Genomic DNA, 22,175 nt, shown 5'->3' with positions numbered 1-22,175 from the left:
GCGTCACCGGGCGAACAGCTCGAAGGCGACCGCGGGCCGGTTCCCGAACCGCCGGCCCGTCTGTTCCGCGGTGCGGGTGAGGAATCCGCGGGCGTACGCCTCCGGTTCCTCATCGGTCAGCGCCTCGAGGTAGGTGCGGTGTTCGAGCAGGGAGCGGACCGCGCGCTCCAGCCCGGCCGTCGCGTCCACGGCGTGCGTGGGCGTGGTGGAGCCCGCGACGGCGACCCAGCGGACCCCGTCCCACGGTTCGAGGCCCTGCTCGGTCAGCTCCGGGAAGATCCACCGGTTGCCCGCGTCGCCCGCCGCGTCGAGCGTGGCGCGGCCGACGGCGACGTGGTCCGGGGTGTTCCAGGCGACGCCGCCCCAGGTGTCCCGGTGGTTGAGGGTGACGACCAGCTCGGGCCGGTGCCGGCGGATCGCGGCGGCGATGTCCCGGCGCAGGGCGGGCCCGTACTCGACGACGCCGTCCCGGTGGCCGAGGAACTCCACCTCGCTCACGCCGACCACGGCCGCGCTCGCCCGCTGCTCACGCTCGCGCAGCGGGCCGCACTCGGCGGGCGGCAGGGTGTCGATGCCCGCCTCGCCCCGGGTCGCGAGGACGTAGGCGACCTCGCGGCCCTCGTCGGTCCAGGCGGCGACCGCCGCCGAGCAGCCGTACTCCAGGTCGTCCGGGTGGGCGACGACCGCGAGGGCGCGCCGCCAGTCGCCGGGCATGGGCTCCAGTTGCGTGATCGTCGGCTCCGTCATGCCCGCACCCTAGCCCGTGGCACCGACAGCACACTCGGTGTGCACGCGCCGCCGCGGACGCGTGGTGCGGGCCCGGCGGTCAGGCCTCGTCGCGGGCCAGTGCCAGCAGCCGGTCCAGGACACGGGGGCCGCCGGCCCGCACGCCGTCGTGCTCGAACTCGTCGGTGACCCAGGTGCGCAGGCCGCGGACGGCGCGGGCGGTGGTCAGCGCGTGGGCGGTGTCGACGTACATGTCGTCGTGGTAGACGGCCGCGGCGGCCGGCACCTCGTTGGCGGCGAGGCGCGCGGGGTCGTACAGGGGCGTCCAGTCGGTGCGGGCGGCGAGCAGCTCGGCGGTCTCGCGCAGCGGGCGCAGCGCCGGGTCGCAGTCGAACATCCAGGGGTGGATCGACTCGCCGGTGAACAGCAGCGGTTCGTCGCCCGCGAGGGTCTTGGCGGCGTCGAAGCGCGGGAACTCGGCGCGGACCCGTTCGGCGGACCAGTTCGTCGGGCGCGCGTCCTGCCCGTAGATCGCCTCGTGGACGAGGGCGTACAGGGGGTGCCCCGCGTACGACAGCAGGCCCTGGACCTCTTCCTGGAAGGCGTCGGACAGCTCCGCGCCGTGCGGGGTGCGCACGAAGGCGTCCTCCAGCAGGAAGTGCAGGCGGTGGCTGCCCTCGCTGCCGCCGAGGAGGATGCCGAGGGACTGGAACGCCTCGACGGTGAGGCGGTAGCCGTTCGGCAGGACCACGTCGTGGGTGAGCAGGTGGTCGGCGATGCGGCGGGCGCGCTCGACGTCCTGCGGGTAGCGGTCGTAGTGCGCGGCGACCTTGCGCTCGATGCGGGGGTAGGCGGCCCGGTAGACGTCGTCGGCGTGGGCGTCGAGGGAGGGCAGGCCGCCGGTGATCAGGGCGGTGTGCAGGCCCTCTGGGGCCAGGGAGAGGTAGGCGACGGTGCAGAAGCCGCCGAAGCTCTGGCCGAGGACGGTCCAGGGGGCGCCGCCGGTGACCCGGGGGCGGATGGCCTCGCAGTCGCGGACGATGGAGTCGGCGCGGAAGTGGGTGAGGTAGTCGGCCTGCTCGGCGGGGCCGCCGCGCAGCGGCAGCGTCTGGCGGTTGGCGGGCGTGGAGGCGCCGGTGCCGCGCTGGTCGAGGAGGAGGACGCGGTACTCCTTGAGGGCGCGGCCGAACCAGGCGGGCCGGCCGATGAAGCGGTTCGCTCCGAAGCCGGGGCCGCCCTGGAGGTACACCAGCCACGGCAGGTCGTCCCGGTGCGCCTTGTCGCTCGCGACGGCCTCGCGGGCGTACAGCTCGATCGTCTCCCCCGAGGGGTCGGTGTGGTCGAGGGGCACGGTGAATCGGCGGTCGGTGAGGACGACGCCGGGCTGACGGTAACTGGCGTTCAACGAGACTCCCGGGGCGGATGGGGCGTACGGTCAGATCTTTCGGCCGTGCCCCAGTTCAGCACATGGTCCTCCGGTCGCCGACCCCCGGGACCGGACATCGTGCTGAACGGCCGGTCAGCGGACGGCCAGGCTGGAGCGGCGCACCACCAGTTCGGGCTGGAGCACGACCCGCCGGTGGTCGTGGGTCCGGTCGGTGCCGACCAGTTCGGTCTCCTCCAGGAGCAGTTCGGCGGCCAGGGCGCCCATGGCGACGGCGGGCTGGCGCACCGAGGTGAGGGGGACCGCCGCGGCGGCGGCGAACTCGATGTCGTCGTAGCCGACGATGGCGAGGTCGTCGGGTACGCCGACTCCGGCGGCGTACATCGCCTGCAGGACGCCGAGGGCGAGCAGGTCGTTGGCGCAGAAGACGGCGGTGGGCCGGTCGGCGAGGCCGAGCAGGCGGGCGCCGGCGTCGCGGCCCGCGGCGACGTCGAGGCGTTCGGTGGGCAGTTCGCGCAGGGCGTGGGGAGGGAGTCCGGCCTCGGCGAGCGCGTTCAGGGCGCCGGTGCGGCGGTCGCGGACCTGGTTGAGGCCGGGTGGGCCGCTGACGTAGGCGAGGGAGCGGTGCCCGGCGGCGACGAGGTGGCGCACGGCCAGCGCGCCGCCCGCGACGTCGTCGACGGAGACCGAGCACTCGGTGGTGCCCTCGGCGACCCGGTCGACCAGCACGAAGGGGATGCGATGGCGCCGGAAGCCCTCGATGCTGCGGCCGGTGGCGTCGGCCGGGGTCAGCAGCACGCCCCGCACCCGCTGTTCGGCGAAGAGCGAGAGGTACTCGGCCTCCTCGTCCGGGCTCTGGGCGCTGTTGCAGACCATCACGCCGAGCCCCGCCTCGCGCGCGGCCCGCTCGGCGCCGCGGGCGACGTCCACGAAGAAGGGGTTGCCCATGTCGAGGACGAGCAGTCCCATGATCCGGCTGCGGCCCGCGCGCAGCTGGCGCGCGGACTCGCTGCGGACGTAGCCGAGCCGGTCGATCGCCGACAGCACCCGTGCGCGGGTCTCGGTCGCGACGGTGTCCGGGCGGTTGATGACGTTGGAGACCGTGCCCACGGATACTCCGGCGGCGCGGGCGACGTCCTTGATACCCACCGAATGGGCCATCGGGCAGGGACCTCCAGGGTCGGTCTGGGGGGGGGCGGCGGGAGGACCTCACATTACCCGCGCCGCCGCGGGGCGGCCCCGCCCGGCCGGGGCCGGGGGCCGACGTCGCGCGCACGGCGCCGAACGCGTTCTGCCGCGGAGCCGGGCCGGGCGACTACTCTGCCTTCGTCCGGTGATCGCCACGACCGTCCCGAGGAGCCGCGATGCGTGTCGCCCTGTTCCTGACCTGCGTCAACGACACGCTGTATCCGGACACCGGTCGCGCCGTGGTGAGACTGCTGACCCGGCTCGGCGTCGAGGTCGACTTCCCGGCGGGCCAGACCTGTTGCGGGCAGGCGCACTACAACACGGGGTACCGGCACGAGGCGGAGCCGCTGGCCCGGCGGTTCGCCGGGGTCTTCCGGGACTACGACGCGATCGTGACGCCCTCCGGTTCGTGCGGCGCGATGGTGCGGGAGCTGTATCCGCGCATGGGTGAGCGTGCCCGGGCCGAGGGCCGCGGGGACGCCCTCGCCGCCGTCCTGGCGCCGGTGGTGCCGAAGACGTACGAGCTGTCGGAGTTCCTGGTGGACGTGCTGGGGGTGACGGACGTGGGCGCGTACTTCCCGCACACGGTCACCTATCACCCGACCTGTCACGGGCTGCGCGGCCTCGGTCTCGGGGACCGGCCGCTCAGGCTGTTGCGGGCCGTGAGGGGGCTGGAGCTGGTGGAGCTGCCGGGTGCCGAGGAGTGCTGCGGCTTCGGGGGCACCTTCGCCGTGAAGAACGCGGACGTGTCCGCGGCGATGGGCGCGGACAAGGTGCGCCACGCCGAGTCGACGGGCGCGGAGGTGCTCTGCGCGGCCGACAACTCCTGTCTGATGCACATCGGCGGGACCATGGCGCGGCTGCGGACGGACATGCGGCCGGTGCACCTTGCGGAGATCCTGGCGAGCACGAAGGAGGACACGACGCTGTGAGGGGGACGTTCGTGGGGATGCCGGCCTTTCCCGAGGCGGCGCGGGCGGCCGTGCGCGATGCGACGCTGCGCGGCAATCTGCGGCACGCGACGCACACCATCCGGGAAAAGCGGGCGCGGGCGGTGGCAGAACTGGAGGACTGGGCGGCGCTGCGCGAGGCCGGAAAACAGATCAAGGACCACACCCTGCGCCACCTCGACCGCTACCTGCTCCAGGCCGAGGAGGCGGTCACGGCGGCGGGCGGCACGGTGCACTGGGCCGCCGACGCGGACGAGGCCAACGAGATCGTGACCCGGCTGATCGAGGAGACCGGCGAGTCGGAGGTCGTGAAGGTCAAGTCCATGGCGACGCAGGAGATCGGCCTCAACGAGGCGCTCCAGGCCCGCGGCATCCGCGCCTACGAGACCGATCTGGCCGAACTGATCGTGCAGCTGGGCGAGGACCGGCCCTCGCACATCCTGGTGCCCGCCATCCACCGCAACCGCGGCGAGATCCGCGACATCTTCCGCTCCCAGATGGGCGCCTGGGGCCGCCCCGCCCCCGACGGCCTCACCGACACCCCCGCCGAACTGGCCGAGGCGGCCCGGCTGCACCTGCGTGAGAAGTTCCTGCGCGCCAAGGTCGCCGTCTCCGGCGCCAACTTCCTGGTCGCCGAGACCGGCACCCTGGTGGTCGTGGAGTCCGAGGGCAACGGCCGCATGTGCCTGACCCTGCCCGAGACACTGATCTCCGTGGTCGGCATCGAGAAGATCGTGCCCACCTGGCGCGACCTGGAGGTCTTCCTGCAGCTGCTGCCCCGCTCCTCGACGGCCGAGCGGATGAACCCGTACACGTCGATGTGGACGGGCACCACCGACGGCGACGGCCCCCGCGCCTTCCATCTCGTGCTGCTGGACAACGGCCGCACCGACACTCTCGCCGACGAGGTCGGCCGCCAGGCCTTGCGCTGCATCCGCTGCTCCGCCTGCCTGAACGTCTGCCCCGTCTACGAGCGCGCCGGCGGACACGCCTACGGCTCGGTGTACCCGGGCCCGATCGGCGCCATCCTCAGCCCCCAACTACGGGGCACGGGCAACGAGATCGACGCCTCCCTGCCCTACGCGTCCTCCCTGTGCGGCGCCTGCTACGAGGTCTGCCCGGTCGCCATCGACATCCCCGAAGTCCTGGTACACCTGCGGGAACGGGTCGTCCAGGGCGGGCCGGCCGTCCGGGAGGGCAACCGGGTCGTCCTGAGACCGGCGAAGGGACACGCCGCCGAGCGGGCGGCGATGCGCGCGGCGCAGTGGGCGTTCACGCACCCGGGTGTGCTGCGGACCGGGCAGCGGCTGGCGTCGCGCACCCGGCGACTGCACCCGCGCACGCTTCCGGGCCCGGGCCGGGCGTGGAGCGACAGCCGGGACCTGCCGGCGGTGCCCGCCGAATCGTTCCGGGACTGGTGGCAGCGCACGCGGGGCGGAAGGGACGAGTCGAAGTGAGCAGCAGGGAACGCGTACTGGGCCGGGTGCGGCGGGCGCTGGAGGACGTGCCGCGCGACGAGCGGCCGTACGAGGAGGCCGTCACGCGGGACTATCGGCGCGTGCACGGGCGCCGGAGCGTCGCGGAGACGGTGGAGCTGCTCGCGGAGAACCTGGCGGACTACCGCGCGGCCGTGCACCGGTGTGCGGACGACGAGGAACTGCCCGTGCTGATCGCGCGGTTGCTCGCCCGGCGCGGATCACGGTATGTGCTGGTGCCGCCGGGGCTGCCGCCCGAGTGGACGTCGGCCGCGGATCCGACGCCGGTGCACGACCGGGCGGCGAGCACGCCCCAGGAGCTCGACCGGGTGGAGAGCGTGGTCACCGGATGCGCCGTCGCCGTCGCCGAGACCGGCACGATCGTCCTCGACGGCTCCCCCGACCAGGGGCGGCGCCGCATCACCCTCGTCCCCGACCATCACATCTGCGTCGTACGCGTCCCCGACCAGGTGGTGTCCTCGGTGCCCGAAGCCCTCGAACGCCTGGACCCCACGCGTCCGTTGACGTGGATCTCCGGCCCCTCGGCGACCAGTGACATCGAACTGGACCGGGTCGAGGGCGTCCACGGCCCACGCACCCTCGAGGTCGTGCTGGTGGGGTGTCGCTGAGCACACCCCACCGATGCGGGTTCCGCGCTCCGTGCGACCCCGCCCCGGGCCCCGCTCCCGGGGCGCTCCGGCCGGTCGAGGCGACCAGGACGTACGGCACCGCTTCTCGCGTGACAGCAGCACTGAACAAGCGCTTGGATAGGGCCACAGGCACTCTCCCGAGCTGGAGGCCCCCGGTGTTCTCTTCCGTCGACGACGTCTCCGCCCGTCTGGCCGCGACCGGCTACCTGGCGTCGCCCGCGGTCGCCACGACCGTGTTCCTCGCCGACCGCCTCGGCAAGCCGCTGCTGGTCGAGGGCCCCGCCGGGGTCGGCAAGACCGAGCTGGCCAAGGCCGTCGCCGCGATCACCGACGCCCGGCTGGTGCGGCTGCAGTGCTACGAGGGTGTGGACGAGTCCCGGGCGCTGTACGAGTGGAACCACGCCAAGCAGCTGCTGCGCATCAGCGCCGGTCGCGACGAGAGCTGGGACGAGACCCGCACCGACATCTTCGGCGAGGAGTTCCTGCTCGCCCGGCCGCTGCTCACCGCCATCCGCGGTGACGAGCCCAAGGTGCTGCTGATCGACGAGACCGACAAGGCGGACGTCGAGGTCGAGGGTCTGCTCCTGGAGGTGCTCAGCGACTTCCAGGTCACCGTCCCCGAGCTGGGCACCATCACCGCGACCCGCCGACCGTTCGTCGTGCTCACCTCGAACGCGAGCCGTGAACTGTCCGAGGCGCTGCGCCGGCGCTGCCTGTTCCTGCACATCGGTTTCCCCGAGGAGGAGCTGGAGCGCCGCATCGTCCGGCTGAAGGTGCCCGGTCTCGACGAGGCACTGGCCACGTCCCTGGTGCGCGTGGTGGGCGCACTGCGCGCCATGGACCTGCGGAAACCGCCCTCGGTCGCCGAGACCGTCGACTGGGCCCGCACCCTGCTGGCACTCGGCGCCGGCACCCTCGACGAGGAGGTCGTGCGGGCCACCCTCGGCGTCGTCCTCAAGCACCACGACGACGTGCAGAAGGCGGCGGCCAAGCTCGACCTGGACGCGCTGTGACCACCGGCGCCGGTGTGACCGAGCGGCTGACCTCCCTGGTGTCCGCGCTGCGCGCGCACGGCATCCGGATCGGCACGGGCGAGAGCGTGGACGCGGCCCGGGCGGTCGAGGCGCTCGGCCTGGCGGACCGGGAGCTGCTGCGGGAGGGCCTGGCGGCGACGCTGCTGCACTCCCCCGCCCAGCGTCAGGTGTTCGACCCGGTCTTCGACCTGTACTTCCCGCGCCGGGCCGGCGGCCCGGAGTCCGGACCGGCCGGGCGGGACGAGCTGCGGGACCGGATCGCCGACGCGCTCGCGGCCGGCGACATGCTGCGGCTGGAACGGCTGGCCGCGGAGGCCGTCGAGGGTTTCGGCCGGTACGGGTCCCCTGGATCCCCCGGCTCTTCCGGCCCTTCTTCCGGCTCGGACGGCTGGTCGTCGCACCAGACGCTCGACCGGCTGCGGCCGCAGACGCTGCTCGCCCGGGTCCGCGACGACATCCGGGCGCGCGGCGGCACGGCGGGCTTCGCCGACAGGCTGCTGGAGGACGAGATCCGGCGCCGGATCGAGGAGTTCCGGCGGATGGTGGCGTCGGAGGCGCGGCGCCGGGTCGCCGAGCGGCGCGGCCGGGACGAGATCGCCCGGCGGGCGGTGGCCACGACGCCCGACCGCGTCGACTTCCTGCTGCTGGGCAAGGACCGGCTGGCGGAGCTGCGCCGGACCGTGCAGCCGCTCGCCCGCAAGCTCGCCACCCGGCTCGCGGCCCGTCGGCGGCGGGCCTCCCGGGGCACCATCGACCTGCGGCGCACCCTGCGCGGTTCGCTGTCGACCGGTGGGGTGCCGATGCGGCCGGTACTGCGCGGGCGGCGTCCGACGCGGCCCGAACTGGTGCTGCTGTGCGACGTGTCGGGGTCGGTGGCGGGGTTCTCGGACTTCACGATGCTGTTGGTGCAGGCGCTCCACGACCAGTTCGCCAAGGTGCGCGTCTTCGCGTTCGTCAACCGGGTCGACGAGGTGACCGGGCTGCTGGTGCACGGCGCCGCCGACCCTGAGGGGCTGGGAGCCCGCATCGGCGAGCGGGCGACGCTCACCGCCTGGCACGGCAGCAGCGACTACGGGGTCGCCCTGGGCGAGTTCGCGGAGCGCTACGGGGACGCGGTGGGCCCGCGCACGACCGTGTTCGTGCTGGGGGACGCCCGGACGAACATGGGCGACCCCAACCTGGCCGCCGTACGGGAGATCGCCGGGCGGGCCCGCCGGGTGTACTGGCTCAACCCCGAGCAGCGCTCCCGCTGGGGCACCGGTGACTCCGCGGCACCGGAGTACGCCGAGCTGGTGGAGATGCACGAGTGCCGCGACGCCCGCCAGCTCGGCGCCCTGGTGACCCGGCTGCTACCGGTGTGACGCGCCCGCGCCACCAGGACCTGTCGTTCGGATCATGGCGGGCGTCGCGCGGCAGAGGCCACTTTCGCAGCAGGCCCTAGTCGGCCTTGGCGTACTCCTTCGCCATGGCTCCGGCGAAGTCGTACACCACGCACTGTTCGTCGCCCACGACCCAGGCGTCGTGCCCGGGCGGGCAGACGAAGACGTCGCCGGGGCCCACCTCGCTCTCGGTGCCGTCCTCGTCCATGCGGATGCACATGCGTCCCCGGACCACGTAGCCGTTGTGGTGGATCATGCAGCTGTCGGTGCCCGCGATGGGGCCCACGGACTCCGACCAGCGCCAGCCCGGTTCGAAGGTGGCGACGGCGAAGTCGAGCCCTTCCATGTGCACGGCCTCGAGGTGTCCCCGGGGGAAATCGCGCCGCTCGTCCGGCTTGTCGAGCGTCTTGGCCTCGAACATGACGCTCCTCCTTCCCTGCTCACCACTCCATCGTCCGCCTGTCAAGTCGGGACCGCCATCAGGGGGAGGCGCGGGTCTCAGCGGGCGGTGCCGCACAGGCGGGCGAAGCGGTCGGCGTCGACGTCGCCGCCGGAGAGGATCGCGCCGGCCTCCGGTTCGACGCCGAGCACCCGGGTGCCGACGTGCAGGCCCCTGACCGCGGTCGCGGCGCGGGCTCGGGACCTTCGTGACGCGGTCGTCGGCGCGGCCCGGCGCGGAGGACGGCTCGCCGCTGCGCACCGGGCTCACCGCGTGGGTCGCGCGGGACCGGTCGGCCGGGCGCCCACCGGTTGGTCCTGTCGCGGGGGGTGAGCCGGACCCGGTGGTCCGCCTCCCGGGCCGCACGGGCCGCGGGGTGTACCGTGGCCCTCTCCGGCGCCCTGGTCCTGCTGTTCCGGTGGTGGTGGCAGCCGGCCGTCACCCGTGGCTACGACGTCTTCCGGTACGCGGCCACCGCGCCGACCGGCTCCGGGCCCGGCACGGCCCTCCTCGGCGGCCTCGCGCGCACCGCCGCCGCGGTCCTGTTGCCGCGCCGCCGGACCCGAGCAATTTCCCCCCGCACTCCCCCACCCCCGCGGAGGTCGATCCGTCATGCCCATGGACGCGAAGTCCCCGAGGAAACTGCGCAGCAACCGCGCCGCGCTCACCCACAAGGTCGGCTACGCGCTGCGCCACCCCGAACGCGTCGCGCCCTACGTCCGCCGGGCCGGCCGCGACGCCTGGCTGCGGCTCAAGCACCCCGACCACGTCGGCTACTACCGGGCGGTCATGGCGTCCGACGCCCGCCGCAGCCCGGAGGCCGCGGTCGGCAGCCGAACCCACGACCGCTGGCTGGCGCTCGGACAGATGCAGTTCGACTACCTGATCGAGCACGGGCTGCGCCCCGGGCACCGCATGCTCGACATCGGCTGCGGCAACCTGCGCGGCGGCTGGCGCTTCATCGACCACCTCGACGCCGGCCACTACTACGGCATCGACATCTCGCCGGACATCCTGATCGCCGCCAAGAGGACGCTCACCGAGCGCGGGCTCCAGCACAAGCTGCCCCACCTGACCATCACCGGCGACCTCACGCTGGACTTCCTGCCCGACGGCCACTTCGACGTCGTCCACGCGCACAGCGTCTTCTCCCACTCGCCGCTGAACGTCATCGACGAGTGCCTCGCGCACGTCGGCCGCGTGCTGACGGACACCGGGTTCTTCGACTTCACCTTCGACCGCACGGAGGGCACCGAGCACCAGGTGCTGCGCGAGGACTTCTACTACCGCACCGAGACCCTGCTCGCCCTGGCCCGCGGACACGGCCTGCACGCGCGGTTCATGGAGGACTGGGAGAAGCGCCCGCACGGCCAGTCGAAGATCCGCGTCAGCCGCTCGCCCCTGCCGGCGTAGCCCCCACGCGGTCACGGGGCCGGACGCCTCGTCCGGTCCTACGGCCGCGGGTTGGTGCGCCGCCACCCGGGACGTGCGTCCGCGCCGCGCCGGCCGGCCGCGGCGGCGCAGCGGGGGCAGACCCGGCGCACCTCGTCGGCCGCGCCACCGGACTCGGGCAGCACGTCGGTCCAGCCGACGGACGGGAAGCGGGACAGCTGCGACCGGTGCAGGGAGAGCCCGCACACCGTCTGGTTCATGCCCTGTTCCCACGCGTGCACCTCACCGGCCGGCAGCCAGCGGTTGTCCTCCGCGTCCCACCAGCGACCGGATGCCGCCACCTCGTAGCGTCGTCTCCTGGCCATCGCCCCGGCCCGCCGCCTTCCTCCACCCGGTACGCGCTGTCCCGCCCGGTCCGGGTGCCCCGGGCCGTGGACGGTCACACGCGCGTACCGCCTCCTGTGTGATCACTCCGCACGTCCTGCCCGTTCCGGTCGTTCCGTCCGCATAGCATGCGGGTCCGCGCATCGCGGGTCGGCGCCACCGCGCGACGGGGCCCGGGCGTGGACCGCGCACACCGGCTCTCCCCCACGCGAGGACGCGTGCCGGCGTGCGCGGGGCGACCGCCAGGGTCCACCCGGCTCCCCGTGCCGCTCGCCCACGGACCGCCCGCCCCGTACGAGAGGACACCAGATGGCGCCCACGGGCCGTCGCAGCGCACTGGCCGAGCACGCCTTCTCCCCGCACGACGCCGTGCTGGGCGCCGCCGCCCGGCACCTCGGCCGCCGGCGCTTCCTCACCGTCACCGCGGCGGCCGCCGCGCTGGCCTTCTCCACCAACCTGCCGGCCCGGGGCGCGGTCGCCGCCCGTGAGCGCACCGCCCGGATCACCGAGGACCCCTTCACCCTCGGCGTCGCCTCCGGCGACCCGCTGCCGGACTCGGTGCTGCTGTGGACCCGGCTGGCGCCCGAGCCGTTCCTGGAGGACGGCGGGATGGGCACGGAGCGGGTCACGGTCGAGTGGGAGGTGGCCCTCGACGACCGCTTCGCGGGCGTCCTGTTCCGGGGCACCGCCGACGCCCACGCCGAGTACGCCCACAGCGTGCACGTCGACGTCACGGGCCTGGCGCCGGGCACCGAGTACTTCTACCGCTTCCGGACCGGGTCCTGGACCAGTCCGACGGGCCGCACCCGTACCGCACCCGTGCCGGGCAGCGACGCGGGTGCCCTGAGACTGGCCGCCGTCGCCTGCCAGGCCTACCAGGACGGCTACTACACCGTGCACCGGCACCTCGCCGAGGACGACGTCGACGTCGTCCTCCACCTCGGCGACTACCTCTACGAGTACGCGGTGAACCCGGCGGGCGGGGAGCGCCGCTACACGGACGTCACCCTGCCCGACGTGTTCAACCGCGAGACCATGACCCTCGCCGACTACCGGCTGCGCTACTCGCTCTACAAGAGCGACGGGGACCTCCAGGCCGCGCACCACGCCCATCCCTTCGTCGTCACCTGGGACGACCACGAGACGGAGAACAACTACGCCGGCGACGTCCCGGAGAACGCCGTGCCGCCGGCCGAGTTCCTGCTGCGCCGGGCCGCCGCCTACCGCGCGTACTGGGAGAACCAGCCGCTGCGCGCCGCACAGCTGCCCCAGGGCCCCGACGCGCGGCTGTACCGCCGGCTGCACTGGGGCACGCTCGCCCAGTTCGACATCCTGGACACCCGCCAGTACCGCTCCGACCAGGCCTACGACGACCGTCCGCACGCCCCCGGGCCCGAGTCCGACGACCCGGCGCGCACCCTCACCGGTGCCGCGCAGGAGAAGTGGCTGATCGACGGCTGGCGGAACTCGACGGCGCTGTGGAACGTGATGCCGCAGCAGGTCTGCTTCTCCCAGCGCAAGCTCGACCTGACCGCCGACGCCGCGCTCTCCATGGACGCCTGGGACGGCTACCGGGCCTCCCGCGACCGGGTCGTCGCCGGGGCGAAGGCGGCCGGGGTCGACAACTGGCTGATCCTCACCGGTGACGTGCACGTGGCGTACGCCTTCGACGTCAAGGACGACTTCGACGACCCCGCGTCCAGGACCCTCGGCACGGAGGTCACCTGCTCCTCCGTCGCCAGCGGCCGGGACGGCGTGGAGCAGCCCGCCAACTGGGACACCTACATGCGGGCCAACCCGCACCTGAAGTTCTACAACGGCAAGCGCGGCTACGTCCGGGTCGAACTCGGCCGTCGGGCGGCCCGCCTGGACTTCAGGACGGTCTCCGCCGTCAGCACGCCCGGCGCGCCCGTCACCACGGCCGCGTCCTTCGTCACCGAGGCGGGCGCGCCGGGGCTGGAGCCGGCCTGAGCCGGGCCCGGCGCGCGGTGCGTGTACTGCACTTGCACCCACCGCGTCCCCCATCGCGCGAACAACGCCCACCCCCGGCATCGACGCGGTTCTTTCCGGCAAGGCCTGTGACTCCTCGCCGGTCGCGCCCTGACCCACGGTCAGTGCACACGGTCACCCGTTGTTTTCCGCTGTCTCGCACAGCCCTCGAAGGAGGCACATCGCATGGTCGGCAGACATGCCGCGCGCACCCGCCGCGCCGCCCTGACCGCGCTCGGCGCGCTCGCCCTGACCGCGCTCCCCCCGGCCGCGTCGGCGACGCCGGCGCCGCTGCCCACCGCCGCCCGGGCGCTCGGTGCCGGCACACCGTCGGCGCAGGTGCTGCGCGCGATGGAGCGCGACCTCCGGCTGACGCCGGCTCAGGCGACGGCCCGGCTGGCCAACGAGGCGGAGGCCGGCGCCCGCGCGGGCCGACTGCGTAACACGCTGGGCGACCGGTTCGCCGGGGCCTGGGTGAGCGGAGCGACCTCCACCGAGCTGACCGTCGCGACCACCGACGCCGCGGACACCGGCACGATCGAGGCGCAGGGCGCCAAGGCGGCGGTCGTCGAGAAGCCGCTGTCCCGGCTCACCGCGGTCAAGGAGAAGCTGGACGCCGCCGCCGCGCGGGTCAGGACCGACGAGACGCCGGTCTGGTACGTCGACGTGAAGACCAACCGGGTCGTGGTCCAGGCCACCGGCGAGGCGGCCGCGGCGGCCTTCGTCAAGGCCGCCGGCGTCGAGGCCGAGAACGTGGGCGTCCAGGTGTCCGCGGACCGGCCGCGGCTGCTGAAGGACCTCGTCGGCGGTGACGCCTACTACATCGACGCCCAGGCCCGCTGCTCCATCGGCTTCTCCGTCACCAAGGGCGGGCAGCAGGGCTTCGCCACGGCCGGTCACTGCGGAAGTCCGGGCGCGCGGACCACCGGGTTCGACCAGAGCGACCAGGGCACCTTCCAGAGCTCCGTCTTCCCCGGCAAGGACATGGCCTGGGTGGCGGTCAACGCCGACTGGACCGCCACGCCCGACGTCAAGGCGCAGGACGGGCAGAAGGTGCAGGTCGCCGGCTCGGTGGAGGCGCTCGTCGGGGCGTCGGTGTGCCGTTCCGGGTCCACCACCGGCTGGCACTGCGGCACGATCCGCCGGCACGACACGAGCGTCCACTACGCCGAGGGCACCGTCGACGGGCTGACCGAGACCACGGTGTGCGCCGAACCCGGCGACTCCGGCGGCCCCTTCGTGGCGGGCGTCCAGGCGCAGGGCACCACGTCGGGCGGCTCCGGTGACTGCACCAACGGCGGCACCACGTTCTACCAGCCGGTCAATCCGCTGCTCGGCGACTTCGGCCTCACCCTGAAGACCACGGCCGCCGAGTCCGCGACGCCCGCGCCGCAGGGTGACGCGGCGTCGGACGCGTGGGCCGCCGGCCGGGTCTACCAGGTCGGTGCCACGGTGTCCTACGCCGGTGTGCGGTACCGGTGTCTGCAGAACCACCAGGCGCAGGGCGCCTGGTCGCCGGAGAACACGCCGGCCCTGTGGCAGCGTGTGTGACACGCCACGGCACGGTTCGACGGACACGCCTTCGGCGCGGGGTGCTCACCCGCGCCGAAGGCGTGTCCGTCACCTCTCGGCGAGGAACGCGCAGGCCGTGGCGACGAACGGGTCGCGGGCGCGGAAGCGGCGGGTGCACACCGCTGCCGGGGCCGTGCCGGGCCGGAAGCCGAGGAACGCCTGCCGGCCGGGGGTGGCTCCGCTGGGGAAGTACCTCGGCCCGCCGTCGGTGGGATGGCGGAACCACGCCGTCGTGTGCACGTGCCGGTGAGCCGGCCGGGTCGAGGTGGGCCTCGAGGAACGTGAGCAGGCGCTTTCGCGGCTGTCCCGGAAGACGCCGCCGGGCTCGGCGGGGTCGATCCGGACGCCGAGGACGGTCAGGGCCGGGCGTTCAGGACACGTTGCGGACCACGCGCAGCGTCCGGACCGACGGGTCGGCGGCGTCCGGGATCAGGACGCCGTGCTCGGCGCCGCTGCGCAGGTAGTCGAGGACCTCGTCGGTGACGACCTCACCGGGGGCGATCACGGGCACGCCCGGCGGGTACGGGCTGATCGTCTCCGCGCAGACGCGCCCGGCGGCCCGTTCGGCCGGCACGTGCTCCGCCTCGGCGAAGAACGCGGCACGCGGCGTCATGGCCTGTTCCAGCTCCAGGGCCGGGGGTTCGGGCAGGTGGACGGGCGGCCGGCGCCCGATGGAGCCGGCCCCTTCGACGAGCGCGCGCAGGGCGTCCAGCAGGACCTCCTCCGTGTGGTCGTCGTCGGCGTGGGTGACCGAGGCGCTGATCCGGCAGGTGTCGGAGCCGCCGAGGTCCACGTGGCAGTGGTCCCGCACCCATTCGGTCGCCTGCATGCCGCTGATGCCCAGCTCCCGCACGTCGATCACGATCTTGAGGGGGTCGTAGGCGGCGGCGAACCCCGCGTCGACGACCTCCTGCCCCATGGGCCGCAGCCCCGGCAGCTCCTCGGCCGCGGCCCGGATCCGCTCCGCGCGGCGCAGGGCGGCGTCCAGCAGGTCGTGGCCCTGTTCGACCATCTGTCGGCGCCAGCCGTCGAGCGTGGCGTACACCAGCGACGAGGCGCTCGTCGTGCCCAGCAGGTCCTCGCGCTGCGCCAGCACCTCGGGCGACACCCGGTCGTACTGGAGGTGGAAGACGGAGCTCTGCTCGATCGCGCCGCCCATCTTGTGGACGCTGGTCACCACCAGGTCGGCCTCGGCGTCCATCCCCCAGGCGGGCAGGGCGGGGTGGAACGGCAGGTGGGCGCCCCACGCCTCGTCCACGATGAGGGGGACGTCGTACTCGTGGCACACCCGGGCCACGCCGGCGATGTCCGCGCAGGTGCCCCAGTCCGTGGGCGTGATCAGCAACATGCCCTTGGCGTCCGGGTGTTCCTCGAGCCTGCGGCGTACGTCGTCCGGCTCGGGCGGGTGGGCGATGTGCCGTTCGGTGTCGAACTTCGGGTGCACCCAGACCGGTTCGACGCCGTTGACGACGACCGCGGCGACCACCGCCTTGTGCGCGTTGCGCGACAGCAGCAGCTTCTCGCCGGGGCCGGCCACGGCCAGCATGGCGGTCTTGACCGACAGGGAGCTGCCGCAGGTGGAGAAGAAGGCCCGGTCGGCGCCGACGGCGTCCGCCATCAGCTCCTGCGCCCGGCTGAGCACCCCCTGGGACTGGCGACGGTCGTCGAGCCCGTTGAGGGAGAGGACGTCGGAGCGGAACACATCGATGCCGACGATCTCGGCGACCCGCGGATCGACCCCGCGTCCCTGCTTGTGTCCCGGCGGTCCGTAGGCGATGTCGCCCCGGCGCCGGAAGTCCTGCAGCGCCTCCAGTACGGGCACCCGCGAGTGATCCATCGTTCCTCCCACGTCGGTTCGGGGACGCCGTCCGTCCGTGGCCCACGGCCCCGCGGCGCATGAAGACGTGTTGCACCCCCCCGGCCGCCGAAACCCGGTGCGTGTCACGGCACCCGGACGGTGGCACCCGTACGTCACGGACGGTCAGGAGATCCGACCCGAGGAGGCGGCGTGGCCCGTACGCTCGACGACGTCCACGAGGACGTCCGCCAGGAGGTGGCCGACCGGGCCGCGGCGCTGTGGGACGTCGCGCTGCGGCTGCACGCCGACCCCGAGTACGCCTTCGCCGAACACCGGGCGGCGGCCCTGCTCACCGGCGAGCTGGAGGGCGCCGGGTTCGCGGTCGAGCGCGGCATCGCCGGTATGCCGACCGCGTTCGCCGCCCGTTCGGGCGAGGGCCGCCCCGCCGTGGCACTGCTGCTGGAGTACGACGCGCTGCCCGGCCTCGGTCACGCCTGCGGCCACAACCTCATCGCGGCGGCGGGCCTGGGCGCGGCTCTCGCGCTGCACGCCGTCCTGGGCGGCTCGGCGGGCTGTGTGACGGCCGTGGGCACGCCCGCCGAGGAGGGCGGGGGCGGGAAGGCCGTCGAGGTGGACGCCGGGGTGTTCGACGGGGTGGACGCGGCGCTGATGTTCCATCCGGGGGTGTACGACTGGCGGCGGGCGCCGCTGACCGCGCAGGTGCAGTACCGGGTGGCCTTCCACGGGCGGGCCGCCCATCCGACGGGCGACCCGACCGGGGGCGTCGACGCGCTCGCGGCCCTCGTGGAGCTGTTCAACGTGCTGGGCGTGGTCGGCCGGCGGCTGCCGGAGGCCTCCCACGTGCAGGGCATCGTGACGCACGGGGGCACCGCCACGAACATCGTCCCCGATTTCGCCGAGGGGCTGTTCGGGCTGCGGGCGGCCACCTCGCGCGCGCTGGACGAGCTGATCGGGCAGCTGCGCGCGTGCGCGGAGGGCGTCGCCCGGGCGACGGGGACGCGGACCGAGGTGGAGCGCGCCACGGTCCGCTACGACCACTTCCGGGACAGCGAGGTGCTGTCCGACCGGTTCGCCGAGCACCTGTCCGCGGCGGGGATCACGCTGACGCCTCCGGTGCCGGGCGTGTACCTGGGCTCGTCGGACATCGGCAACGTGAGCACGCGCGTGCCCGCCGTCCATCCCTTCGTCGCGATCATGGGCGAGGACGGTTCCGACCACACCCCCGGGTTCGCCGCCGCGGCCGCCTCCGGCCGGGCCCGCGAGGTGCTCGTCGCCGCGACCGCGGCGCTGGCGTGCACGGCCGCCGACGTGCTGCTGCGTCCGGACCTGCGGGAGGCGGCCTGGGCGTGGCACCGCGCGGCGGAGGCGGCGGAGGGCTGATCCGCCCGGCCGGACGGGTTCCCGGCCGGGCCGCCGGCGGTGCTCACCGGCCGTTTGCGCCCCTCATGCGCGCCGCAGCCGCCACACGTGGTCCTCGCGGTGGCCCTCGGTGCCCTCGGGTGAGGTGCTCGGCCGGCGGACGGTCTCCTTGGTCCGCACGGTCCACTCGCCGGCCGGCAGCGCGAGCTCGTCGAGGAATCCGTCCAGGGTGGGGAAGACGGCGTCGAAGGGCGGTTCGGTCTGCCACGAGGGCCAGCCGGCGTGCATGACGACCAGCAGGGTGCCGCCATCCGCGACGGCGTTCACCGCACCGTCGAGGACCGCCCGCTGGTCGAGGGCCACCGGCGACTGGAGGTAGTGGGCGCTCACCAGGTCGAAGGTGCCCTCGGGAAAGGAGCGCCCCAGTTCGTGGCGCTCCCAGGAGACGCGGTCGCCGACCCCGGCGTCGGCGGCGTGGACGGCGGCGCGTTCGAGTGCCGTGGCGGAGATGTCCACGCCGGTGACGCGCCAGCCGCGCCCGGCCAGCCACACGGCGTCCGCGCCCTCGCCGCATCCCAGGTCGAGCGCGGTGCCGGGGACGAGGTCGCCCGCCTCCCGGACCAGCAGTGCGTTGGGGCGGCCGCTCCAGACGCGGTCGGTGTCGCGGTAGCGGGCCTCCCAGAAATCGGCGGCCGGGGCGGGTGCGGGCATGTCGGTCATGCGTGCCTCCTCAGGAGCGGACACGGTCGTCCGTACGGCCGGGCCCATGTGCCGGCCCGTTCCCCGCCAGGCTGCACCCGCCCGCGCCGCGACGGCGAACGGCTTTGCCGGAACGGCAAGTGTGCCGCCCGCCTCCGGTCGCGCGTCAGCGCAGGGCGGCGGACCCGGACTCCGAGGAGTCGCCGCCGCGCACCCACACGTTGCGCGCGAAGGGGATGTCGATGCCCGCCTCGTCCAGGGCCTCCTTGACCCGGCGGCGCAGTTCGCGGGTGACGCCCCACTGCTGGAGCGGCACGGTCCTGGCCGCGACGCGCACCACGACCCCGTCGGGGTCGAGGGACTGCACGCCCCACACCGAGACGTCCTCCAGCAGCAGGCCCGCGAAGTCCGGGTCCTCGCGCAGCGTGCGGCCGGCGTCCTCGAGGACGCGGTAGACCGTGTCGAGGTCCGCGTCGTAGGTCACGGCGACGTCCAGGACGGCGCGGGCCCATTCCTGACTGTCGTTGCGGACCCGCAGGATCTCGCCGTTGCGGATGTGCCACAGACCGCCGTTGAGGTCGCGCACGTGCGTCAGGCGCAGGCCGACGTGCTCCACCTCACCGACGGCCTCCCCCAGGTCGACCGAGTCGCCGACGCCGTACTGGTCCTCGATCATGATCAGCAGGCCGGACAGGTAGTCGGCGACCAGGCTCTGCGCGCCGAAACCGATCGCCAGGCCGACGACGCCGGCGCTGGCCAGCAACGGGCCGAGCGCGATGCCCACCTGGTCGAGCACCATGGCGACGCCGACCATGAACAGCACGATGGTCACGGCGCTGCCGAGCACCGAGCCGATGGTGCGGGCCCGCTGCTCGCGCCGCTGCCGCACCCGCGACCGGTCGCGGTGCAGTACGGCCGGGCCCCGGCCCGACCAGCGCGAACGGCTCCGTTCGTGCTCGCCCGCCGGCGGTTCCAGTACGCGCTGCACGACCCGTGTGATGGCCCGCTTCGCCACCACGCGCACCACCAGCAGGACCACGACGATGAGCGCGATCCGCAGCGGTACTCCGACCAGCGCGGTGGTGTGGTCGCCCACCCAGTCCTGCCACGAGGCCGCCAGGTGCGGTTCCGCGGCCGTGCCGGTGGGTGCGGTTGCGTGCGTCATCGCCTCGTGTGCTCCGTTCCTCGGCGCTGCGTTCCTGCCGTCGGCCCCGTCTACCCACGGGCGGCTCGGACATGACACGGGGGCACATCCCGGCCCGTGCGGGCGATGTGCCCCTCTTTGCGCCCCATGTCCGATGGTCGCGTCATCTTCACGGAACACGGGCCCATCACCGGCACCGACCCGGGCACCCGGAAGGGAATCGCCCACAGCGGAGGGGGGACCTGCGGCGTGGTCACCGTTGCCGTCCTGCTGCTGCCCGGACTCGGGCTGCTGCTGTTCACCATGACGTGGCTGGAGGACCGGCTCCTCCGTGACACGGAACCGGCCCGGCACGCCCGGCGCCGCCGGCACCTGCGGCTCCTTCCCGGCGGCAGGTCCGGCGCGGGAGCGGACCGGGGCCGGGCGCCGGCCGGGCGGCCCCCGGCCTCAGCGGGCCGGGACGCCGCCTGATCCCGGGACCGCCGGCAGGGCCCGCGGGCGCGCTCCGCGCCGCTCGGGCCGCCAGGTGGACACCAGGGCGGCGGCGACCAGCAGTTCGGCGATGTCACCGCCGTAGTACATGATCTCCGCCCCCCGCCGGACCTGGTCGACGGGCGCGTGGACGTGGACGAAGAACCCGCCGTACATCGCCTGGGCGATCAGGGCGTGGGCGGCGATCGCGAGGCCGAGGTACACGAGCCGGACCGGTACGCCGGGGCGCGCGGGGGCCGGATCGGGGCCCGCCACGGCGTGGACGAAGAGGCATCCGGACGCCAGGAAGTGGGCGTTCATCAGCCAGTGCCCGGCGGGGTGCGACATGGCCGCGTCGTAGAGCGGGGTGAAGTACAGCACGCCCAGGGTGCCGGTGCTCAGCACGAGCGCCGTGGCGGGGTGGGTGACCAGGCGCGCGGGGCGGCTGTGCAGCAGTCGGGTCACCCGGCGGGCGTGCACCGGCGGCAGCGTGCGCAGCATCAGGGTGACCGGCGCGGCGAGGACCAGCAGCAGCGGCGCGTACATGCCGATGAGCATGTGCTGGGCCATGTGCCCCCGGAAGTCGGTGTGCGCGGCCGGCCCCAGCGGCGGCAGCAGGGCGACGGCGAGCAGCGCCGCCCCGCCGAGGAACGACGCCGACCGAGGGCCGCTCCAGCCCTGCGCGGGGTTGCGGCGCCGGGCCCGGCGCGCGGCGAGCAGGTAGGCCGCGGTCACGGCCAGCAGGAGCAGCAGGACGAGCAGGGGCGTCGCGGTGCCCGGTACGGCGTCACCGCCCGGAGCGTGGTGGTGCGGGGGGTGTGCGTCGCCCGCCGGGCCCATCAGGCTCGGTCCCCGGCCCGCCCGGAGCCCCGGGGGGCCTCGGGGTCGAAGGGCCGGCCCCCGCGCCGGAGCAGGTGGCCGGCGGCCAGGAACAGGGCGCCCAGGACGAGGAACGCCGCGTCCCACCACGCCTGGTGGGGGCCTCCGTGGACGTGATGGATGCCCAGAATCTGGTGGTCCAGGAGTCCTTCGACCAGGTTGAACAGGCCCCAGCCCGTCAGGATCCAGCCCCACAGCACCCGTGAGGCCCACACCGCCCGCCGGTGGTGCGTGACCCGGGAGTACAGCAGGGCCAGGCCCAGCAGCACGGAGAGCCAGCACACGGTGTGGAAGACGCCGTCCCACACGGTGTTCATCTCCAGGCCGGGGACGGTGTTCGGGTCGTAGTACTTCACTCCGATGCGGTCGTGATCGGTGCTGGTGAGCATGTGGTGCCACTGCAGGAGCTGGTGGAGCAGGATGCCGTCGACGAAGCCGCCGAGCCCGACCCCGAGGAGGACGCCGGGCAGCCGGATGCTGTTCGGCGCCGTCGTGGCCGCTCGGTTCTCGCCTGTCGTGGTGGCCATCGCCTGTTCTCCGTCCCGTCGGCGGGTGCGCGGACCTTCCGGACACGGTTTCCCCGCCGGGCGGGGTCGAGTCACCGACTGGCGGGATCCCGTCGTCGTTTTGCGTCACCCGGGTGACGGGCGCTCACGTCCGCGCACGCGTCGTAGGGTGGGGAGACGAAGAGGTGATCACCGACGGCCGAGCCGGCCGACCGGACCGAGGAGACGCATGGGCACCGGGCAACAGGGCGACGCGGACGCGGAGTTCGTCACCTTCTGGCAGGAGCGCCGGGTGTGCTTCCTGTCGACGCGGCGCGCCGACGGCAGCCCGCACCTGGTCCCGGTCGGTGTGACGTACGACCACGAGACGCGCACCGCGCGCGTCATCACGAGCCGGGGCACCGCCAAGGTGCGCAACGTCGAGCGGGCCGGCGAGGCACCCGTCGCCGTGAGCCAGGTGGACGGCCGCCGCTGGTCCACGCTGGAGGGCGTGGCGACCGTACGGGACGACGCCGACGCGGTCCGGGACGCGGAGGCCCGGTACGCGGCCCGCTACCGGCAGCCCCGGGCGAATCCGGAGCGGGTCGTCATCGAGATCGACGTGCGGCGCTTCCTCGGCACCGTGCGGCCCCGCCCGGACGCCCCGGGGGCGGGTGACCGTCCGGCCGGGTGAGCCGCAGGGGCCGCGCCGCGCGACCTCCGGTCGGGCCACCGGACCCGGCTCGGCCACCGGCCT

At 74.3% G+C, this 22,175-nt stretch carries 21 protein-coding genes and 1 pseudogene; 11 read left to right on the top strand and 11 right to left on the bottom strand.

Features of this window, described 5'->3' with window-relative positions:
- Positions 1-3 precede the first annotated feature (3 nt).
- From JHAT_RS20835 to JHAT_RS20825, 3 genes are all read right to left on the bottom strand, one after another.
- Entirely contained in the window at positions 4-747 is a 744-nt protein-coding gene (locus JHAT_RS20835; protein ID WP_077799745.1) for a PIG-L deacetylase family protein, read from the bottom strand.
- 79 nt (positions 748-826) lie between these two features.
- Positions 827-2,131 (bottom strand): alpha/beta fold hydrolase, encoded by a 1,305-nt coding sequence (locus tag JHAT_RS20830; protein WP_077799744.1) that lies wholly within the window; start codon positions 2,129-2,131, stop codon positions 827-829.
- A gap of 114 nt (positions 2,132-2,245) precedes the next feature.
- A complete protein-coding gene (locus JHAT_RS20825) occupies positions 2,246-3,271 on the bottom strand; it encodes a LacI family DNA-binding transcriptional regulator (protein WP_077799743.1) in 1,026 nt (341 codons plus the stop codon).
- A gap of 203 nt (positions 3,272-3,474) precedes the next feature.
- Here JHAT_RS20825 and JHAT_RS20820 point away from each other — a divergent pair, with 203 nt between their 5' ends.
- From JHAT_RS20820 to JHAT_RS20800, 5 genes are all read left to right on the top strand, one after another.
- Positions 3,475-4,230, top strand: a complete 756-nt coding sequence (locus JHAT_RS20820) for a (Fe-S)-binding protein (protein ID WP_077799742.1) — start codon at positions 3,475-3,477, stop codon at positions 4,228-4,230.
- On the top strand, positions 4,227-5,705 hold the full coding sequence (locus JHAT_RS20815) for a LutB/LldF family L-lactate oxidation iron-sulfur protein (protein WP_077799741.1): 1,479 nt from the start codon (positions 4,227-4,229) through the stop codon (positions 5,703-5,705). The genes JHAT_RS20820 and JHAT_RS20815 overlap by 4 nt, the downstream gene beginning before the upstream one ends.
- The gene (locus tag JHAT_RS20810; RefSeq protein ID WP_077799740.1) at positions 5,702-6,352 is read left to right on the top strand and encodes an LUD domain-containing protein; all 651 of its coding nucleotides are present in this window, start codon (positions 5,702-5,704) and stop codon (positions 6,350-6,352) included. Before JHAT_RS20815 ends, JHAT_RS20810 begins: the two co-directional genes overlap by 4 nt.
- A 176-nt stretch (positions 6,353-6,528) precedes the next feature.
- Positions 6,529-7,386 carry a MoxR family ATPase gene (locus JHAT_RS20805; RefSeq protein WP_077799739.1) on the top strand — a complete coding sequence of 286 codons (858 nt, stop codon included), beginning with the start codon at positions 6,529-6,531 and terminating at the stop codon, positions 7,384-7,386.
- A complete protein-coding gene (locus JHAT_RS20800; protein ID WP_077799738.1) occupies positions 7,383-8,768 on the top strand; it encodes a VWA domain-containing protein in 1,386 nt (461 codons plus the stop codon). The genes JHAT_RS20805 and JHAT_RS20800 overlap by 4 nt, the downstream gene beginning before the upstream one ends.
- Before the next feature lie 76 nt (positions 8,769-8,844).
- Here JHAT_RS20800 and JHAT_RS20795 read toward each other — a convergent pair whose 3' ends face one another.
- Positions 8,845-9,207, bottom strand: a complete 363-nt coding sequence (locus tag JHAT_RS20795) for a cupin domain-containing protein (RefSeq protein WP_077799737.1) — start codon at positions 9,205-9,207, stop codon at positions 8,845-8,847.
- Positions 9,208-9,837: 630 nt separating this feature from the next.
- Here JHAT_RS20795 and JHAT_RS20790 point away from each other — a divergent pair.
- Positions 9,838-10,638 (top strand): class I SAM-dependent methyltransferase, encoded by an 801-nt coding sequence (locus JHAT_RS20790; protein WP_077799736.1) that lies wholly within the window; start codon positions 9,838-9,840, stop codon positions 10,636-10,638.
- A gap of 38 nt (positions 10,639-10,676) precedes the next feature.
- On the opposite strand, the gene JHAT_RS20785 is transcribed toward JHAT_RS20790, so the two are convergent.
- A complete protein-coding gene (locus JHAT_RS20785; protein WP_077799735.1) occupies positions 10,677-10,982 on the bottom strand; it encodes a hypothetical protein in 306 nt (101 codons plus the stop codon).
- 328 nt (positions 10,983-11,310) lie between these two features.
- On the opposite strand from JHAT_RS20785, the gene JHAT_RS20780 reads away from it, so the two are divergent.
- Both JHAT_RS20780 and JHAT_RS20775 read left to right on the top strand, forming a co-directional pair.
- The gene (locus tag JHAT_RS20780) at positions 11,311-12,972 is read left to right on the top strand and encodes an alkaline phosphatase (RefSeq protein WP_077799734.1); all 1,662 of its coding nucleotides are present in this window, start codon (positions 11,311-11,313) and stop codon (positions 12,970-12,972) included.
- Positions 12,973-13,176: 204 nt separating this feature from the next.
- Positions 13,177-14,541, top strand: a complete 1,365-nt coding sequence (locus tag JHAT_RS20775; RefSeq protein WP_077799733.1) for a carbohydrate-binding protein — start codon at positions 13,177-13,179, stop codon at positions 14,539-14,541.
- 69 nt (positions 14,542-14,610) lie between these two features.
- Here the strand turns inward: JHAT_RS20775 and JHAT_RS20770 are convergent.
- Positions 14,611-14,851 (bottom strand): annotated as a pseudogene (locus JHAT_RS20770) (penicillin-binding protein); the annotation flags it as partial.
- A gap of 81 nt (positions 14,852-14,932) precedes the next feature.
- On the bottom strand, positions 14,933-16,399 hold the full coding sequence (locus JHAT_RS20765) for an aminotransferase class I/II-fold pyridoxal phosphate-dependent enzyme (RefSeq protein WP_077799732.1): 1,467 nt from the start codon (positions 16,397-16,399) through the stop codon (positions 14,933-14,935).
- Positions 16,400-16,570: 171 nt separating this feature from the next.
- Between JHAT_RS20765 and JHAT_RS20760 the strand changes: the two genes are divergently transcribed.
- On the top strand, positions 16,571-17,761 hold the full coding sequence (locus tag JHAT_RS20760; protein ID WP_077799731.1) for an amidohydrolase: 1,191 nt from the start codon (positions 16,571-16,573) through the stop codon (positions 17,759-17,761).
- A gap of 63 nt (positions 17,762-17,824) precedes the next feature.
- Here the strand turns inward: JHAT_RS20760 and JHAT_RS20755 are convergent, their stop codons facing one another.
- Positions 17,825-18,460: a bifunctional 2-polyprenyl-6-hydroxyphenol methylase/3-demethylubiquinol 3-O-methyltransferase UbiG gene (locus JHAT_RS20755; protein ID WP_077799730.1), complete on the bottom strand. Its 636-nt coding sequence runs from the start codon at positions 18,458-18,460 to the stop codon at positions 17,825-17,827.
- 145 nt (positions 18,461-18,605) lie between these two features.
- Positions 18,606-19,604 carry a mechanosensitive ion channel family protein gene (locus JHAT_RS20750; RefSeq protein WP_077799729.1) on the bottom strand — a complete coding sequence of 333 codons (999 nt, stop codon included), beginning with the start codon at positions 19,602-19,604 and terminating at the stop codon, positions 18,606-18,608.
- Positions 19,605-19,730: 126 nt separating this feature from the next.
- On the opposite strand from JHAT_RS20750, the gene JHAT_RS20745 reads away from it, so the two are divergent.
- Positions 19,731-20,054 (top strand): hypothetical protein, encoded by a 324-nt coding sequence (locus JHAT_RS20745; protein ID WP_077799728.1) that lies wholly within the window; start codon positions 19,731-19,733, stop codon positions 20,052-20,054.
- On the opposite strand, the gene JHAT_RS20740 is transcribed toward JHAT_RS20745, so the two are convergent.
- Positions 20,031-20,894 (bottom strand): cytochrome c oxidase assembly protein, encoded by an 864-nt coding sequence (locus tag JHAT_RS20740; protein ID WP_077799727.1) that lies wholly within the window; start codon positions 20,892-20,894, stop codon positions 20,031-20,033. The genes JHAT_RS20745 and JHAT_RS20740 overlap by 24 nt on opposite strands.
- Positions 20,894-21,460, bottom strand: coding sequence for a DUF2243 domain-containing protein (locus tag JHAT_RS20735; protein ID WP_077799726.1), 567 nt, complete (start codon positions 21,458-21,460; stop codon positions 20,894-20,896). The genes JHAT_RS20740 and JHAT_RS20735 overlap by 1 nt, the downstream gene beginning before the upstream one ends.
- A 208-nt stretch (positions 21,461-21,668) precedes the next feature.
- Between JHAT_RS20735 and JHAT_RS20730 the strand changes: the two genes are divergently transcribed.
- Positions 21,669-22,112 carry a PPOX class F420-dependent oxidoreductase gene (locus JHAT_RS20730; protein ID WP_077799725.1) on the top strand — a complete coding sequence of 148 codons (444 nt, stop codon included), beginning with the start codon at positions 21,669-21,671 and terminating at the stop codon, positions 22,110-22,112.
- The last annotated feature ends 63 nt before the right edge of the window (positions 22,113-22,175 follow it).

This window comes from Streptomyces sp. JHA26, assembly GCF_002005565.1.
Taxonomy (GTDB): domain Bacteria; phylum Actinomycetota; class Actinomycetes; order Streptomycetales; family Streptomycetaceae; genus Streptomyces.
The sequence above is the reverse complement of the archived record's forward strand: the minus strand, read 5'-3'. Positions and strand labels throughout refer to the sequence as shown.